The sequence below is a fragment of the Rhodococcus sp. MEB032 genome, assembly GCF_030208925.1.
Taxonomy (GTDB): Bacteria; Actinomycetota; Actinomycetes; order Mycobacteriales; family Mycobacteriaceae; genus Rhodococcus_F; species Rhodococcus_F qingshengii.
This window is the reverse complement of record NZ_JARVSY010000020.1, coordinates 49,366-66,210: the sequence shown is the minus strand read 5'-3', so window position 1 is coordinate 66,210 and position 16,845 is coordinate 49,366. Positions and strand designations below refer to the sequence as shown.

At 64.4% G+C, this 16,845-nt stretch carries 12 protein-coding genes; 7 read left to right on the top strand and 5 right to left on the bottom strand.

All coding sequences use genetic code 11. The annotated features are described in order from the left end of the window. Position 1: 1 nt before the first annotated feature. The gene (locus tag QRN54_RS20940; protein WP_165638346.1) at positions 2 to 1,363 is read right to left on the bottom strand and encodes a protoporphyrinogen oxidase; all 1,362 of its coding nucleotides are present in this window, start codon (positions 1,361 to 1,363) and stop codon (positions 2 to 4) included. Next, on the bottom strand, positions 1,360 to 2,457 hold the full coding sequence (hemE, locus tag QRN54_RS20935) for a uroporphyrinogen decarboxylase (protein ID WP_030536874.1): 1,098 nt from the start codon (positions 2,455 to 2,457) through the stop codon (positions 1,360 to 1,362). Before hemE ends, QRN54_RS20940 begins: the two co-directional genes overlap by 4 nt. A gap of 168 nt (positions 2,458 to 2,625) precedes the next feature. On the opposite strand from hemE, the gene QRN54_RS20930 reads away from it, so the two are divergent. From QRN54_RS20930 to QRN54_RS20910, 5 genes are all read left to right on the top strand, one after another. Next, on the top strand, positions 2,626 to 3,216 hold the full coding sequence (locus tag QRN54_RS20930) for a DUF3000 domain-containing protein (protein ID WP_003942604.1): 591 nt from the start codon (positions 2,626 to 2,628) through the stop codon (positions 3,214 to 3,216). 60 nt (positions 3,217 to 3,276) lie between these two features. Continuing rightward, positions 3,277 to 4,683, top strand: a complete 1,407-nt coding sequence (locus QRN54_RS20925) for a WS/DGAT/MGAT family O-acyltransferase (RefSeq protein WP_003942594.1) — start codon at positions 3,277 to 3,279, stop codon at positions 4,681 to 4,683. Between the two features lie 11 nt (positions 4,684 to 4,694). Beyond that, positions 4,695 to 5,984, top strand: coding sequence for an HRDC domain-containing protein (locus tag QRN54_RS20920; RefSeq protein WP_007732879.1), 1,290 nt, complete (start codon positions 4,695 to 4,697; stop codon positions 5,982 to 5,984). Between the two features lie 161 nt (positions 5,985 to 6,145). Then, a complete protein-coding gene (locus QRN54_RS20915; RefSeq protein ID WP_003942598.1) occupies positions 6,146 to 7,366 on the top strand; it encodes a thiolase family protein in 1,221 nt (406 codons plus the stop codon). Next, a complete protein-coding gene (locus QRN54_RS20910) occupies positions 7,367 to 9,472 on the top strand; it encodes a 3-hydroxyacyl-CoA dehydrogenase NAD-binding domain-containing protein (protein ID WP_285182980.1) in 2,106 nt (701 codons plus the stop codon). Between the two features lie 66 nt (positions 9,473 to 9,538). On the opposite strand, the gene QRN54_RS20905 is transcribed toward QRN54_RS20910, so the two are convergent. Both QRN54_RS20905 and QRN54_RS20900 read right to left on the bottom strand, forming a co-directional pair. Then, the gene (locus QRN54_RS20905) at positions 9,539 to 11,110 is read right to left on the bottom strand and encodes a GMC oxidoreductase (RefSeq protein ID WP_083197661.1); all 1,572 of its coding nucleotides are present in this window, start codon (positions 11,108 to 11,110) and stop codon (positions 9,539 to 9,541) included. Positions 11,111 to 11,212: 102 nt separating this feature from the next. Further along, positions 11,213 to 11,764 (bottom strand): TetR/AcrR family transcriptional regulator, encoded by a 552-nt coding sequence (locus QRN54_RS20900; RefSeq protein WP_042920005.1) that lies wholly within the window; start codon positions 11,762 to 11,764, stop codon positions 11,213 to 11,215. Positions 11,765 to 11,888: 124 nt separating this feature from the next. Here QRN54_RS20900 and QRN54_RS20895 point away from each other — a divergent pair, with 124 nt between their 5' ends. Together QRN54_RS20895 and QRN54_RS20890 are read left to right on the top strand one after the other, a co-directional pair. Continuing rightward, complete coding sequence (locus QRN54_RS20895) at positions 11,889 to 12,905, top strand: iron-siderophore ABC transporter substrate-binding protein (RefSeq protein ID WP_083057294.1); 1,017 nt, start codon at positions 11,889 to 11,891, stop codon at positions 12,903 to 12,905. A 350-nt stretch (positions 12,906 to 13,255) separates the two neighbouring features. Next, positions 13,256 to 14,698: a sugar porter family MFS transporter gene (locus QRN54_RS20890; RefSeq protein WP_285182974.1), complete on the top strand. Its 1,443-nt coding sequence runs from the start codon at positions 13,256 to 13,258 to the stop codon at positions 14,696 to 14,698. Between the two features lie 97 nt (positions 14,699 to 14,795). Here the strand turns inward: QRN54_RS20890 and dxs are convergent, their stop codons facing one another. Beyond that, on the bottom strand, positions 14,796 to 16,742 hold the full coding sequence (gene dxs, locus QRN54_RS20885) for a 1-deoxy-D-xylulose-5-phosphate synthase (RefSeq protein ID WP_007732868.1): 1,947 nt from the start codon (positions 16,740 to 16,742) through the stop codon (positions 14,796 to 14,798). Positions 16,743 to 16,845: the final 103 nt, after the last annotated feature.

Genomic DNA, 16,845 nt, shown 5'->3' with positions numbered 1-16,845 from the left:
TCTATCGTGCCACTCGCTCGAATATCCGTGTAGCCGCCGTCGTGCCGACTGCGACACACGCCGGAACCCCGACGCCGTGCAGCCACGACCCGGCCAGGGCGAGGCCGTCGAACTGCGTCATCCCGGACTCGATTTCAGCCACGATTTTCGTGTGACCTGGGGCGTATTGGGGAAGACCTCCGTGCCACCGCTGTACGAAGGTCGCGCCTGGCTCCTCGGTGATTCCGGTCACGGTCTCGAGATCGGCGCGCGCGAAGTCGATCAACTCACCATCCGGCCGGTCGACGATCTCCGATGCACCGAATCGACCGAACGACACCCGAACGAGGTGCTCACCGCGATCAGCGAGGTGTGTCCACTTTCGGCTCGACAGCGTGAACGCCTTGGCGGTCAGGTCGGCGTCGGTGGCTACCAGGATCCCTGAATTCTGTGGAAGTTCGACCTGCCCGGACAACCGGAGCGCCACCACCGCGGACGACGCCAGTTCGATCCGAGCGACGGTACTCGCAACATCCGCATCGACTCCGGCCAACAGCGCCGCTGCGCGCGGCGCCGGGACGGCCAGAATCACCGCGTCGACGCTTCCGAGCGGATCGACGTTCCAACCAGCCCCGTCGCTGCGCAACCCAGAAGCCTCGCCGCGGACGAAGGTCGCGTCGGCGGCCTGCTGCAGCGCATCGAGCAGGATGCCGTACCCGTCTCTGAGCGCTCCGAACACCGGCCCCGGTGCAGGCGTCGGCAATGCGGCTGCGACTGCATCCGTGAGGCTCCGAGAGCCCGCATCGAGGGCCGCAGCGAGTGTCGGCAAAGCTGCACGCACGCCGATGGTCTCCGCCAGCCCCGAGTACACCCCGCCCAGAAGCGGATCCACCGATCGGCTGACCACCTGATCACCGAATCGCTGCGAAACCAGTTCGGCAACACTGCAATCGGAACCGCGGGTCCACTCCAGCGGGACGCCGGCCTCGGCGGCGATGCGCGCCAGGGTCTGCTCGTCGACAAGATCTCGAACCGACTCCGCCGAAGCCGGGATTCCCATCAGGGTTCCGGTGGGCAACCGGTTCAGTGAGCCCTGAGACCAGATCAACGGGCTCAGCCCCGCAGGGTAGACGATCTGATCGGTCAGTCCCAGCTCGGCGAGAAGCGCAGGAACTTCCGGCCGACGGGCGATGAAAGCCTCGGCACCGATGTCGATCGGGCCACCGCCCAGATCAATCGTTCGCAGCTTCCCGCCCAGTCGCGGTGAGTCGTCGACGATCGTGATGTCGGCTTCGGAGCCCAGACTGCGCCGAAGCCGGTACGCGGCAACCAGACCGGAGATTCCTCCTCCGATCACCGCGACCGACGGCCGAGTCGTTGTCACAGCGAGTGCACCAGCTCCACCGCCGAGGTGATCGCCGTGGGATCGGTGTCGGGAAGAACTCCGTGGCCGAGGTTGAAGATGTGGCCGATGGCACCGGCCTCGATCGCGCGGTCCCCTTCGGCGGCGATCCGGCGCACCTCACGATCGATCACCTCGGGGCCCGCGAACAGTACGGCGGGATCGAGATTGCCCTGCAGCGCCTTACCCGGACCGACACGACCAGCCGCGACGTCGAGCGGAATCCGCCAGTCGACACCCACGACGTCGGCGCCTGCCTCCCCCATCGCGCCGAGAAGTTCACCGGTGCCGACACCGAAGTGGATACGCGGGACGCCGGCAGCGGCAACCTCGGCGAACACTCGCTCGGAATGCGGCAGGACAAATTCCCGATAATCGGCCAGCGAGAGCGCGCCGGCCCACGAGTCGAACAGCTGGACCGCGTCGACGCCCGCCTTGAGCTGCGCCTGCAGGAAGCAGATCGTGGTGTCGGCCAAACTTCCGAGCAACGCGTGCCAGGTCTTCGGATCGGAGTGCATGAGCGCTTTGGTCTTCTCGTGGTTCCGGCTCGGACCACCTTCGACCAGATACGACGCCAGAGTGAACGGCGCTCCGGCAAAGCCGATCAGCGGCGTGGAGCCCAACTCGGTGGTGAGAAGCCGAACGGCCTGCGCGATTGCGCCTACCTCTTCGGGAACCAGTCGCGGGAGTGCTGCAACGTCGGCGATGGAGCGAATCGGATTGGCGACCACCGGTCCGACGCCGGCAACGATGTCGAGATCAATTCCCGCGGCTTTGAGTGGAACGACGATGTCCGAGAACAGGATTGCCGCGTCCACGTCGTGACGGCGCACCGGCTGCATCGTGATCTCACAGACCAGCGCCGGATCGAAACAAGATTCCAACATGCCGATCCCGGCGCGGATCTCGCGGTACTCCGGCAACGAACGCCCGGCCTGACGCATGAACCACACCGGCCGTCGACTCGGAGTGCGTCCGGTCGCCGCGGCAAGCAACGGTGCGTCGGGCAAGACTCGCCGAGCGCTGTATTCCGCCGACCCGGTAATGCCTGAATTCATGTTGTCCAACCCGCTCATCAGTCCTCGCGCTCTCCGCCAACGTGTGTCTTCGATCGACTCAATGCTGCCACGTCCCACACTCGGGATCGGACACCCGAGCGGTTCGTGAGCGGCCACACACCCGAGCCACACTCGGTCGGCGCGCCTCCACCTCCCCGCCCGCATCCCCGACTAACGTCCTGACCTGTGACGACATCCGGATCGACAGCCGACCCGGCCGAGTTCCGTGCCGCCGTGGAGGCGATGACCGCTGCGCGGGTTCGGCCCGAGATAGAGGTCGGTCCCATCCGCCCGCCGCAGCGCCTCGCTCCGTACAGCCACGCGGTGGGGGCCGAGGTTCTCCACCCGGACTCCGACGTCGTGGCCGAGCAGTCCGAAGGTGACGCTTTCGGCCGCCTGATCCTGTTGTTCGATCCGGACGGCGACGAGGCGTGGAACGGCACCATGCGGTTGGTGGCGTACATCCAGGCCGATCTCGACGAAGCCGTCGCCGCGGATCCACTACTTCCCGAAGTAGCCTGGAGTTGGCTGGTGGACGCTTTGGAGGCCGGACCGGAACCTTTTGTGGCCCTGGGCGGTACGGTCACAGCTACAACTTCCGTGCGGTACGGCGACATCGCCGGGCCTCCGCGAGCCCATCAACTGGAGTTGCGAGCGTCCTGGACTGCAACTTCGTCCGAATTGGCTCACCACGTCGAGGCTTTCTGCGAGGTTCTCGCGTACGCGGCGGGGCTTCCGCCTGCCGGGATAACCACGCTGTCGCGGCAGAACGACTGACTCTTTCACTCGTTTGAGCATTCCCCCGGAAAAATACTAGAACCTGTTCTAGAATGAGTCATGCAACGTCTCAGCGGACTCGACGCGACCTTCCTCTACTTGGAAACACCGACCCAGCTATTGCACGTTTGTGGACTTGTCCTGCTCGACCCCACGACCATCCCGGGCGGCTACGACTACCGGAAGCTGCTTCGCGAGTTGGACTCGCGAATGGCCACCATGCCGACCTTCCGGCGCAAACTCAAAGATTCCCGTCTCAATCTCGACTACCCCGTGTGGGTCGACGATCACGATTTCGACATCGAGCGGCACTGCCATCGGACCGCGGTACCTGCTCCCGGCACACACGCGGAACTGGCAGAGCTCGCCGGACACATCGCGAGCCAACCGCTGGATCGTTCCCGACCGCTGTGGGAGATGTGGGTCATCGAGGGACTTGCCGACGGACAGATCGCCGTCATGTCGAAGATCCATCACAGCGCTGCCGACGGTGTCACCGGCGCGAACATCCTGGCTCAGCTGTGCAGTCTCGAACCGGATTCACCGGCGCTCGTGGATCCCACCGCACAGGGTGCGGGCGACGCGGGAACGCTGGACATCGCCATCGGCGGACTCATGGCCGTCATCGCCCGACCCGCAAGAATTGCCCGTCTGGTCCCCGGCGGAATCGCCATGCTCCCGAAGTGGGTGACGCGTGCGCGAAAGGGTGAAGCGATGCCTGCTCCGTTCACCGCGCCGCGGACCTCGTTCAACGGCGCGATCACCGGTCACCGCAACGTCGCGTTCAGCCAACTCGATCTCGCGAAGGTCAAAGCCGTCAAGGACCGTCACGGCGTCAAGGTCAACGACGTGGTTCTCGCGCTCTGCGCCGGGGCACTGCGTAAGTATCTGGAGGACCGGGACGAGCTGCCGGAGGACTCCCTCGTCGCCATGGTGCCGGTGTCGGTCCACGGCAAATCCGATCGTCCGGGCACGAACCAGATCTCGGGCATGTTCACGCAACTCGGCACCCAGATCGCCGATCCGGTCGAACGCCTGCACGCGATCAGCGATTACAACGCCACCTCGAAGAACCACAACGAGGCTCTGGGCGCGAACATGCTCCAGGACTGGTCGCAGTTCGCTTCGCCGGCGGTGTTCGGCGCCGCCATGCGCGTGTACTCGTCGCTCAAACTCGCCGAGCGTCACCCCGTCGTGTCCAACCTGGTCGTGTCGAATGTGCCTGGACCGCCGGTCCCGCTCTACTTCCTCGGTGCCCAGATCAAGGGAATGTTCCCGCTCGGCCCGATCTTTCACGGAGCAGGTCTCAACGTGACGGTGATGTCTCTCGACGGAAAACTCGACGTCGGCATCGTCAGTTGCTCCGATCTGGCACCCGAATTGGACCAGCTCGCGCAAGGTTTCGGAGCCGCACTCGACGAACTGTTCGACGCTGAGGTGACAACCCCGGCCCCGACTGCGACGTAGAGTCAGTGACCATGTCCGAAGTCACCGATGATGCAACCGAGCCCACCTCCGACGTAGTTCCGCTGCTCGTTCCGCGTGACGGAGTTCCGGACGTCATCACCACTGCCGCCGGTGTCGCCGACGCCGCGGCCGCGCTGGCCTCCGGCCACGGCCCGCTCGCCGTGGACGCCGAGCGCGCATCCGGATTCCGCTATTCGGCACGGGCGTACCTGATCCAGCTTCGACGCGAAGGAGCAGGATCGTTCCTGCTCGACCCGATTCCGACAGCGCAAGACCTGCAGCCGTTGGCCGAGGTGATCAACCCGTTGCAATGGGTGCTGCACTCTGCCGATCAGGATCTCCCCGGCCTCGCCGAACTGGGCCTGACGCCGGCCGAGCTGTTCGACACCGAACTGGCCGGACGACTGGCCGGGTTCGAGCGAGTCGGACTCGCCGCGATCGTGGAACGAACCCTGCGAGTGGAACTTCGCAAGGGTCACGGGGCTGCGGACTGGTCGACACGTCCGCTGCCGGACGCCTGGTTGAACTACGCCGCCCTCGACGTCGAAGTGCTTCTCGAACTGCGCGACGCAATGGAAGCCGAACTCGAATCCCAAGGCAAGCTCGAGTGGGCGAAGGAAGAGTTCGAGTACATCCGTCTGGCCGGCCCGCCCAAGCCCAAACCGGACCGCTGGCGTCGTACGTCGCACATCACCTCACTCAAGACCACCCGTCAGTTGGCGGCGGTACGGGCGCTGTGGCAGGCGCGCGAGGATCTCGCACGCAAGCGCGACGTGTCTCCGAGTCGGGTTCTTCCTGACTCCGCGATCATCGATGCCGCTCTCAAAGATCCTCGGTCGCTGGATGCGCTCCGCTCGCTTCCCGTCTTCGGCGGACCACGTCAACGCCGGTATTCGCGTATTTGGATGGACGCACTGGAAGCCGCGCGCAGGCTCCCCGACAGCGAGCTTCCGCCGAAAACCCCGCCCATCGTCGGGCCGCCCGCTGCCGGCCGCTGGGCCCGCCAGGATCCAGCGGCGGCTGATCGGTTGACCGCGGCGCGCGCAGCACTGTCGGACCTGAGCAAAGAGGTTTCGGTGCCCGTGGAGAATCTGCTCCAACCCGACCTGGTCAGGCGCCTGTGCTGGGACTGGAAACTGGAACCCGACTCGGACATCGCCGAAGTCGAGAGTGCGATCGAGACCAAGCTCACTTCCGGTGGCGCACGTGGCTGGCAACGCACTTTGACCGTTCCCGTCCTCGCCGAGGCACTGAACTCCGTGGTCCCGGCCGAGCCCGAAGTGGAAGAGCCGGAATCCTGACCTGACCCCGGTGTGAGGTTGGAGCAATTCGGCACGTTAAGTTACCGGTCAGTAATGGGCAGTAGTACGCTCGATACGAGGCCGGACGCCTGGCCGTGATCGCCGAACCAACGTCTCACCGCCCTTCGGTGCGGTGGGCAGCTCCATCAGGAGGAATTCGCGTGGCTCCATCCACAAACAACCAACGCAACGTCGTCTTCGTCGACGGCATTCGCACCCCGTTCGGCAAGGCCGGCCCGAAAGGCATGTACGCCGACACGCGCGCAGACGATCTCGTCGTCAAGGCGATTCGTGAGCTGCTTCGCCGCAACCCGCAGCTCGATCCCGCACGGATCGACGAAGTTGCCGTCGCAGCCACCACGCAGACCGGTGACCAGGGCCTGACCATCGGCCGCACCGCTGCGATCCTCGCCGGTCTCCCCGAAACCGTTCCCGGATTCGCCATCGACCGCATGTGTGCCGGCGCGATGACCGCCGTCACCACCACCGCGTCGGGCATCGGCTTCGGCCAGTACGACGTCGTGATCGCCGGTGGCGTCGAGCACATGGGTCACCACCCGATGGGTGAGGGCGCAGACCCCAACCCGCGTTTCCTCGCCGACCGCCTGGTCGACCCGAGCGCCCTCGTGATGGGTAACACCGCCGAGAACCTGCACGACCGGTTCCCGACCATCACCAAGGACCGCACGGACGCCTACGCCGTCAACAGCCAGAACAAGTACGACGCTGCCAAGAAGGCCGGCTTCATCGCCGACACCCTGGTCCCCGTCGCCACCCGCAGTTCCGCGGGCTGGGGTCTGGCCACCGAAGACGAGCCGCCGCGCCCCGGAACCACCGTCGAAGATCTCGCGAAGCTCAAGACGCCGTTCCGCCCGGCCGGACGCATCACCGCCGGTAACGCCGCCGGACTCAACGACGGTGCCACCGCAGCACTGCTCGCCGGTGAGGACACCGCAGCCGAGCTCGGCCTGCCGGTCGGCATGCGCATGGTGGGCTTCGCCTACCAGGGCGTCGACCCCGCCGTCATGGGCATCGGCCCGGTTCCCGCCACCGAGAAGCTGCTGGCACGCACCGGCCTCAAGATCGAGGACATCGGACTCTTCGAGATCAACGAGGCGTTCGCCGTTCAGGTCCTCGCGTTCCTCGAGCACTACGGAATCGCCGACGACGACCCGCGCGTCAACCAGTGGGGCGGCGCCATCGCGTGTGGCCACCCCCTCGCTTCCTCGGGCGTTCGCCTGATGACGCAGCTCTCCCGCCAGTTCGCGACGCGTCCCGACGTGCGCTACGGCTTGACCACCATGTGCATCGGCCTCGGCATGGGCGGCACCGTCATCTGGGAGAACCCGAACCACGCTGACTACCAGGCAGGAGTTAACTAAATGTCTGATATTGCAACAGCATTCGCCGACGAGGTCGTGACGAACGCCTACACGAAGATCATCTCGGTCCCCGGCATCGAGGGCCCGTTTGCACTGATCACCCTCGACAACGGCTTCGACCACACCAAGCCGTCGTCCTTCGGTCCCGGCGGACTCGCAGCATTCGACGCCGCCCTCGACGAAGCCTTTGCCGCCAACCCGGTTGCCATCGCCGTCACCGGCAAGCCCTTCATCTTCGCCGCCGGCGCGGACCTCAAGGGTGTTCCCGCGATCACCTCTCGTGAGCAGGGACTCGAGCTGGGCCGCTTGGGCCACAAGGTGTTCCGACGCCTGCGTGAGTCGTCCGTTCCCACGTTCGCCTTCATCAACGGTGTCGCTCTGGGCGGCGGCCTCGAGGTCGGACTGCACAGCCACTACCGCACGGTTGCCGCCAATGCGGGCGCACTGGGTCTTCCGGAAGCATTCCTCGGTCTGGTCCCCGGTTGGGGCGGAACGCAGTTGCTCCCCAACCTCGTCGGCCCGTCGAACGCCGTCACCGTGGTTATCGAGAACTCGCTGAACCAGAACAAGGTGCTCTCCCCCAAGAAGGCACTCGAACTCGGCGTCGTCGACGTCGTTCTCGACTCTGCCGACTTCATCGAGCAGTCCCTCGCCTGGGCGTCGCAGGTCCTCGCCGGCACAGTGACCCCCGCTCGCCCCGAGATCGATCGTGGCCAGGGCTGGGACGACGCGATTGCTCGTGCGAAGGCGATCGTCGACGGCAAGACCAAGGGCAACGCTCCCGGCGCCGTCAAGGCCGTCGAGTTGCTCGAACTGGCTCGCAGCACCGACATCACCGATACCGCCTCGCTCGACAAGGGCTTCGCGGCCGAGGACGAGGCTCTTGCCGATCTTCTGCTGACGGACGAGCTCCGGGCTGGTCTGTACGCCTTCGATCTGGTGAACAAGCGCGCCAAGCGTCCCGCCGGAGCACCCGACCGCTCGCTCGCTCGTAAGGTCAGCGGCGTCGGCATCGTCGGAGCCGGCCTCATGGCCAGCCAGCTCGCGCTGCTCTTCGTCCGCCAGCTCAAGGTGCCGGTCATCCTGACCGACATCGACCAGGAACGCATCGACAAGGGTGTCGGCTACGTCCACACCGAGATCGAGAAGCTCCAGGGCAAGGGACGCCTGTCCCCCGACGCTGCGAACCGCCTCAAGGCGCTCGTCTCCGGCTCCCTCGACAAGGCCGCGTTCGCCAAGACCGACTTCGTCATCGAAGCCGTCTTCGAGAACATGGACGTCAAGAAGAAGGTCTTCGCGGAACTCGAGCAGTTCATTGCTCCCGAAACCATCCTCGCCACCAACACCTCTTCGCTCTCCATCACGGAAATGGCGTCCGGCCTCGAGCATCCCGAGCGTGTGGTCGGCTTCCACTTCTTCAACCCGGTGGCCGTTCTTCCCCTCCTCGAGATCATCAAGGGCAGCAAGACCGATGATGCCACTCTCGCAACGGCTTTCGCCACCGCGAAGTCGCTGAAGAAGTCCGCCGTCCTCTGCGGCGACAAGGCCGGCTTCGTCTTCAACCGCCTCGTCACCCGCACCTTGGGTGAGGTCATGTCCGCCGTCGACGAAGGCACCCCCTTCGACGTCGCAGACAATGCCATCGCCGAACTCGGCATGCCCATGTCGCCGTTCACCTTGCTGGCCCTCGTCGGACCCGCAGTGGCACTGCACACCGGTGAGACCCTGCAGGAGTCGTACCCGGACCGGTTCAAGAGCTCACCCGGACTCGAAGCACTCGTCGAGGCCCGCAAACCCGGCGTGTGGACCTGGGGCGAGAACGGTCAGGCCGTCGACCCCGAGGTCGCCGCACTGTGGCCGCAGGGTGACAAGGTGTCAACTTCGGAAGAGGTCCTCGAGCGCACACGTCGTGCATTTGCCGAGGAAATTCAGATCATGCTCGACGAGGGCGTCGTAGCGGCAGCCGAGGACATCGACCTCTGCCTGCTGCTCGGCGGCGGATTCGGATTCTGGAACGGCGGCATCACGCCGTACCTGGACCGGACCGGTACCTCCGAGGCCGTCAACGGCAAGCGCTTCCTCGCGCCCGGTGTTGCCAGCGTCTGAGTCAGTCGATCGACCCGTCACGGACGGCGTGCCCTCGGGTAGGCCGTCCGTGGCGTTTGCGCAGGTTCAGAATAGGGTTCCCACATCGTCTTTCACGATGTTCTCGAGCGCACGCTCCGCGACGGCGGCGATGGTCATCGACGGATTGCACGCAGCGGAGTTTCCCGGCAGCAGAGCGCCGTCGAGCACGTACAACCCCCGCTGGCCCAGAACCCGCCCATCAAGATCGCACACCGAGTTCATGCAGGCACCGCCGAGGGGATGCCACGTAGAGGGCAGTATCGCGTTCGTGTCGGTGAGCAGTCCTCCTGCCGCGATCCGGTGGGCGGCCGGCCCGATGTGGCCTTGCTGGATCGCCGAATCCCCGTCCTTCGGCCAACGGAGCACCGCCTCACCCCGCGCCGAGTCGTACACGAACCGACCTCGGTCGTCGCTCACACCGAATCCGACCATCACCGTGCTGTGAGCGTCGAACGCAACGGGCGGGAACGACGCCTGAATGACGGTGAACGCATTATGCGGGTCGTCCCAGTTCCGGCTGCCGTAGACGACCGGCCCGCCCTGCGTCGCACCGAAGTTCTCGGCGAGATCCGACCAGATGTAGATCCGATCGGCATTGGTCCCCCACCCTGCGCCGAGCTCGTCCGGTAGATCCCTGATCCGCCCCGTTGCCGCGGCGCGGACCAGGAGTTTGGTGGTGTTCATGCTGCCGGCAGCCATGACGAGCGCATCCGTCGTCAAGATCTTGTTCTCGAGAATCTTGCCGGAAATGTCGGTCCGGTCCACGTACACGCGCCACCGTCCGTCGGCAGCCCGCTCGACATCGGTGACCTGGTGCAGAGTCTCCACATTCACCAATCCGGTCGCTTCCGCAGCCGCAATGTAGGTGACATCCACCGAATGCTTGCCACCGTTGTTGACACCGAGCGCGCCGTCACCGTTGGTGTAAGACGGCTTCATCTCACCCCTCAGTTCGGCCAACGCGAAGTTCCAGTCGATCGGCATCGGAATCTTCGACACGGGTAGACCGGAACGCGTTGCGTTACGCGCGAATACACGTGCCGCCTCGTAGTTCGGGCTGGAAATCAGTTCGTCTGGTGCAGTTTCCACTTGCAGCATCCGCGCCACCCGCGGGTAATGGACGCGGTCCATTCGTGCGTAATCGAGCTCCTCCGGAAAGTGCGTGTTGAAGACCGCTTCTTCCGGTTGCAGCGTCATCCCTTGGTACACAAGCGATCCGCCGCCCACACCGGCTGCGCAGATCGCGGTCATGTTCTCACCGGTCACCGTCTCCAACAAACCCGCGTACGGCTCGAAGATCGCCGGCCTGCCGAACAGAGTCGGGTTGGACTGATGCCAGAGGATGCGCTTGTCCGGACTGGCTGGGTGCGGAAAAGTTTCGGCATTCGGCCCGGTCTGCCACCGAATCCCTCTCTCCAGCAAAGTGACCGGAACCCCCGCCTCGGCCAGGCGAAGTGCCGTCACCCCGCCGCCGAACCCCGATCCGATAACCACGGCACGGTGCACTTCACGTGTCAGCGGAATCCCTGTTGCAGCCCTGGCCGTGCGTGGCGCCATCATCGCGACTCCCACGGCGGCCGTACCGGCCAAGAATGATCTACGTTTCACTCCGGACATGACTGGTGCTCCCTCGAAGAATGTCGCCAGAGAATTCCGGGCACGCCAAAACTAGACACTCTGACGCTCGAGTGTCAAGGTTTTGGCGGAGCAGGCAAGGAACTACGAGGTCGACCGGATTGCGGGCCCGAGCCACCTCGAGAGAAAGGCCCGCAAGGAGTCGTCGGAATGTACGAGGTCACTGTCGAATGCAACAACCGAAAGCCCCAGTCGCACGGCAATTTCCACTATCTCATCCAACTCCGCCTCGGTGGCGAGGCCACGTTCGACCATAGGGGTGAGCATCTGACCAGCGAAAGGTATTGCTCGACTCATCATTTCGAGATCGAAGACAGGGTTTCCCCGCTCGGCGAGGAGCAGAGTCGCGAGCACCGGGTGAGCACGCACGGCAGTTCGCGCGGCAACGATGAATTCGACGACGTATTCACACGCCGTGTCGACCGACTCCACCTGTGCCGTGATCTCCCCGAGAACCTCGACAGCGAGACCGCCCATCGCCTGGGAGACGACCTCTTCACGTGTGCCGAAAATCGAGTACACCGTCTGGCGCGAGACACCGGCCGCGGTGGCAACTGCGGCAATGTTCACAGCCTCGAATCCGCCACCTTCGATCAGTCCGAGGGCGGCACCGAGAATCTTCTGCTGTGATCGCACGAGGAAAGTATTGCCCACCGAAACGGTGCACTGAGAAACGCGGTCCAGATCCGACTCCCACCTGCATAAACGGCACAATCGGTTTCGTTTGGCTGCCGAAATTCAGTAGGTTAGGCTGCCCTTCATGAAAACTTCTGTTCGGGGCTTCACTGCCCTCGGTGCGGCTGCAATCGCGGTCACCGCACTTGTCTCGTGCTCCTCGGATTCAGGCACATCCACGACATCCCAAGGTACGGGCGGATTCCCCGTCAGCATCGAGAACACCTTCGGCACCACGACCATCGACTCGAAACCCGAGCGCCTCGTCACCCTCGGATGGAACGCGCAGGACATCCTGTACGCACTCGATCTGACTCCGGTCGGACAGCCCAAGTACACCTACGGCGCGGACGACAACGGCGTCATGCCCTGGGCGCAGGACTACTTCGACGCGGACAAGACAACGCTCTTCGACATGCCGGCCAGCGGAGAACCGCCGATCGAGTCCATCGCGTCGTTGACCCCCGACGTCATCCTCGCGCCGTACGAGGGCTTCGAGGAATCCGTCTACAACCAACTGAGCAAGATCGCACCGACGGCCGCCTATCCCGGCGCGGCCTGGCAGACATCCTGGCAGGACCAGACCCGCATCGTCGGCAAGGCAGTCGGCAAGAGCGAAGAGGCCGACAAGCTCGTCGACGGCCTCGACGCGACTCTCGCCGATACCGCCACAGCCCACCCGGAGTTCGCCGGAAAGACATTGGCAGTGGTCAACTTCGACACCGATTCGAGCAACATCAACGTCTATCTGCCCACTGATCCGCGGGTCCAGGTGCTGACCGAACTCGGGTTCGTCAACGCACCGGGCGTCGAGAAGCTAGCCGCGGACAATGCAGGTGGATCGTTCTTCAAGACGATCTCCTACGAGAACATCGCCGACATCGACGCCGATGTGATCGTCGGCTTCACCGACGGCTCCGGTGATCCGTCCGGCATACCCGCAGTCGGTGGACTCGGCGCGGTCAAGCGTGGATCCACCGCATTCCTCAGCGACACCCGGGTCATCGGCGGACTGAGCAACGTCAACGTCCTGAGCACGCCGTGGGTCCTCGGCCAGATCACACCGACGTTGAGCGAAGCCGCAAAGCGCGCCTCCGCCTAGAAACGAGATTTTCCCGACAACCCTCTCCGGCGTGATCCGTATCGAACGGCTCGCCGGAGAGGCGGGTGACCCGGAAATTAATGGCGAAGGATCTCGAAGACATTGCAGCAAAAGCCGAGCGCCGCTCGGGCGAGTAAAGCGCCCTCACCTGCACTTACCATATTGTTTGCATACTAACTGCAATCAATACGACATTACTGTGTCAAGCTGATTCGCTGCGGGAATGGACTCAGCTGGGTAACGGCGCGTGAGTCCCCGCCAAATCTGCCCCGGTGGGCGTAGCGTGCAGAGTGCTCGCGGATGGATCGGCGCATCGGGGTGTCGACCGTAGGGCCTTTGAGGGGGCAGGAATGGCATTCAGCGGAACCGCCTCCGGCGGAGGATCAGGCGCTACTCGCGCCGACGTCGGACATGCAGTGCTCTTCGCCGGCGCCGCCGCGCTCGGCGGTTTTCTGTTCGGATACGACACCGCCGTCATCAACGGGGCGGTCGGTGCGATCCGAGACAAGTACGACATCGGCGCCTCGGGCACCGGGCTCACGGTCTCACTGACTCTGCTCGGCGCAGCACTCGGCGCCTGGATCGCAGGCACACTCGCCGACCGACTCGGCCGCATCCGCGTCATGCAGATAGCCGCGGTGTTGTTCATCATCGGCGCCGTAGGCTCCGCAATTCCGTTCAGCGTCTACGACCTCACGTTCTGGCGTGTGGTCGGCGGCCTGGCAGTGGGTTTCGCGTCAGTCATCGCCCCGGCCTACATCGCGGAGATCTCCCCCGCCGCGATTCGCGGACGTCTCGGCTCGATGTACCAACTGGCGATCGTTCTCGGAATCGCCGTGTCGCAGTTGGTCAATTACGCCCTCCAAGCCGCGGCCGGTGGTGATCGCAATCAGATCGCAGGCCTCGAAGCCTGGCAGTGGATGCTGATGCTCGAGGCGGTTCCCGCAGTCCTGTACCTGATCATGACAACCACGATTCCCGAATCTCCACGGTTCCTCGTGGCGCAGGGCAAGGACGATCGTGCTCACAAGATCATCTCCGATCTCGAAGGTGGAGATCACGACGCCGTCACCGAACGCATGAACGAGATCCGCGAATCTCTGACGGAGAAGCAAGCCAAGACCACAGTCCGCCAACTCTTCTCGAAGCGGCTCGGGGTCTCCCATCTGGTGTGGGTCGGTATTGCACTCGCCGCATTGCAGCAGTTGGTCGGTATCAACGTGATCTTCTACTACTCGAGCACCCTCTGGCAGGCGGTCGGATTCGGCGCCGACCGATCCCTGCTGATCAGCGTCGTGAGCGCCTTGGTCAACATCGTCGGTACATTTGTCGCCATCGCCGTCATCGACCGGGTCGGTCGAAAGCCGCTGTTGTTGGTCGGTTCCGCCGGTATGGCCATCTCACTGGGCACCGCGGCGTTCTGTTTCCATTCGGCAACAGTGACCAAGAACGAGATCGGCGAATCTGTGGCCACGCTGACCGGAGCGAACGCGACTATCGCACTTATCGGTGCGAACGCATTCGTATTCTTCTTCGCTCTGTCCTGGGGCCCGGTGGTCTGGGTGTTGATCTCCGAGATGTTCCCCAACCGCGTGCGTGCTGCAGCAGTAGGAATTGCGACCGCCACCAACTGGGTCGCGAACTTCCTGGTCTCCTGGACGTTCCCGGCACTGGCCGATTGGAATCTGTCGTACACCTACGCCGGCTACGCCGTCATGGCAGTGTTGTCGCTGTTCGTCGTCCTGAGGTTCGTGAAGGAAACGCGAGGCAGCACACTCGAATCCGTCCAGTAGCGAGCTCTCACGATTTCACCGAAAGCGGTGGCCCTCGGATTGATCCGTGGGCCACCGCTTTTCGAGATCGTAGTGAAGATTATCGTGAGACGAGCTGTCAGCCTTGCGCGACTTCACCTTGAGCCGACGCCGAGGACGCGTCTTCCTGGACGTGGACGCCGACGCTGCCCATCCCCGCCACCCAGCCGGTGATCTTGCGGGAGAGGTCCTGAGCCGTGAGTCCGAGTTCCTTGTGGATGGCCTCGCGGCTGGCGTGATCGAGGAACTGCTGGGGAACGCCCATGTCGCGGCACGACGTGTGCACTCCGGCTGCCCGCATCGCGGCCGAGACCGTCGAACCAATGCCGCCGTGCAGACCACCGTCTTCGATGGTGACCACGAGGGCGTACTTGTCCGCCATCTTCACCAGCGAATCCGCGACCGGCAGAACCCACCGCGGATCGACGACGGCAACCGAGATGCCCTGCTTGTCGAGCCGCTCGGCAATCTCGAGTGCCAGGGATGCAAACGGGCCCACCGCGACGAGGAGCACGTCGCCGCGCTCACCCTCGCTGGACTTGAGAACGTCGACCATTCCGTCGAGTCGCTTCACGGCCGGAATCGCTTCGGGTACAGCGCCCTTCGGGAAACGAACGACGGTTGGGCCGTCGTCGACGAGAAGTGCCTCGTCCAGCTCTTCCCGCAGTGTGTCGGCGTCACGCGGTGCCGCGACGCGGATTCCGGGGATGATTCCGAGCAGCGAAAGATCCCAGACCCCGTTATGGCTGGCACCGTCGACTCCGGTGACCCCGGCGCGGTCGAGCACGACTGTCACCGGTTGCTTGAGTAGAGCGACGTCCATCAACAACTGGTCGAAAGCCCGATTGAGGAAGGTCGAGTAGATAGCAACGACGGGGTGAAGTCCGCCCAGTGCAAGACCGGCGGCCGAGGTCATCGCATGCTGCTCGGCGATACCGACGTCGAAGATCCGATCGGGGAACTTCTCACCGAAGGCCGCGAGGCCGGTGGGCCCGGCCATCGCCGCGGTGATGGCGACGATGTCCTCACGACGCGAAGCCTGCTCGATCAACGCGGCCGAGAAGACCGACGTCCAGTCCGGCGCGGACGACTTGGTGCCGCGACCGGTGACGGGATCGATGACACCGGTGGCATGCATCTGGTCGGCCACGTCGTTCTCGGCGTGTGCGTAACCGTTGCCCTTACGAGTGACGGCATGCACGATGACCGGTCCGCCGTAGGCCTTCGCCCGGCGCAATGCCGATTCCATGGCGGCTTCGTCGTGTCCGTCCACCGGTCCGAGGTATTTGATACCGAGATCGGTGAACATGACCTGAGGGCTGACCGCGTCTTTGAGACCCGCCTTCATTCCGTGCAGGACGGAGTACGCGGTGCGCCCCACCCAGGGCAGTCTCTTGACCATGCGTCGGCCACTGTCGAGGGCGCGCTCGTAACTCGGCGCAGTGCGCAGTGCCGAGAGATGGTCGGCGAGTCCGCCGATGGTCGGTGCGTACGAGCGACCGTTGTCGTTGACGACGATCACCACCGAACGGTCCTTGCCTGCCGCGATGTTGTTGAGAGCTTCCCAACACATTCCGCCGGTCAGCGCGCCGTCACCGACGACGGCAACTACGTGGCGATTCTGACCCGTCAGCGCGAAGGCCTTCGCGAGGCCGTCGGCATAGGACAACGCGGCGGAAGCGTGAGAAGACTCGACCCAGTCGTGTTCGCTCTCGGCGCGGCACGGATACCCGGACAGTCCACCCTGCTTACGCAGAGTGTCGAACTGATCCTGACGACCGGTGAGGATCTTGTGTACATAGGCCTGATGGCCCGTGTCGAAGATGATCGCGTCCTGCGGCGAGTCGAAAATTCGGTGCAGTGCGAGGGTCAACTCCACGACGCCCAAGTTGGGCCCGAGGTGACCACCGGTCGCAGCGACCTTCAGCACGAGGAACTCACGAATCTCGTCGGCCAACTCCGTCATCTCGGCGTGGCTCAACTGACGTAGATCGTCAGGACCCTGAATGCGGGCAAGAACACCCAACGAGATCGCTCCCTCCGTGCTTCACAGCTGCACCGGTGCGCGCCGCGGCTGTCTTCGCGACAGTGCTGCCAGTCTACGGAGCGTTCCGGCGAACCGACACGCG

Bases quoted from the DNA above. Each gene is read 5' to 3' on its own strand.
- QRN54_RS20890 (WP_285182974.1), top strand. From the start codon at position 13,256: ATGGCATTCAGCGGAACCGCCTCCGGCGGAGGATCAGGCGCTACTCGC.
- QRN54_RS20910 (WP_285182980.1), top strand. From the start codon at position 7,367: ATGTCTGATATTGCAACAGCATTCGCCGACGAGGTCGTGACGAACGCC.
- QRN54_RS20895 (WP_083057294.1), top strand. From the start codon at position 11,889: ATGAAAACTTCTGTTCGGGGCTTCACTGCCCTCGGTGCGGCTGCAATC.
- hemE (WP_030536874.1), bottom strand. From the start codon at position 2,457: ATGAGCGGGTTGGACAACATGAATTCAGGCATTACCGGGTCGGCGGAA.
- QRN54_RS20905 (WP_083197661.1), bottom strand. From the start codon at position 11,110: ATGTCCGGAGTGAAACGTAGATCATTCTTGGCCGGTACGGCCGCCGTG.
- QRN54_RS20920 (WP_007732879.1), top strand. From the start codon at position 4,695: ATGTCCGAAGTCACCGATGATGCAACCGAGCCCACCTCCGACGTAGTT.
- QRN54_RS20925 (WP_003942594.1), top strand. From the start codon at position 3,277: ATGCAACGTCTCAGCGGACTCGACGCGACCTTCCTCTACTTGGAAACA.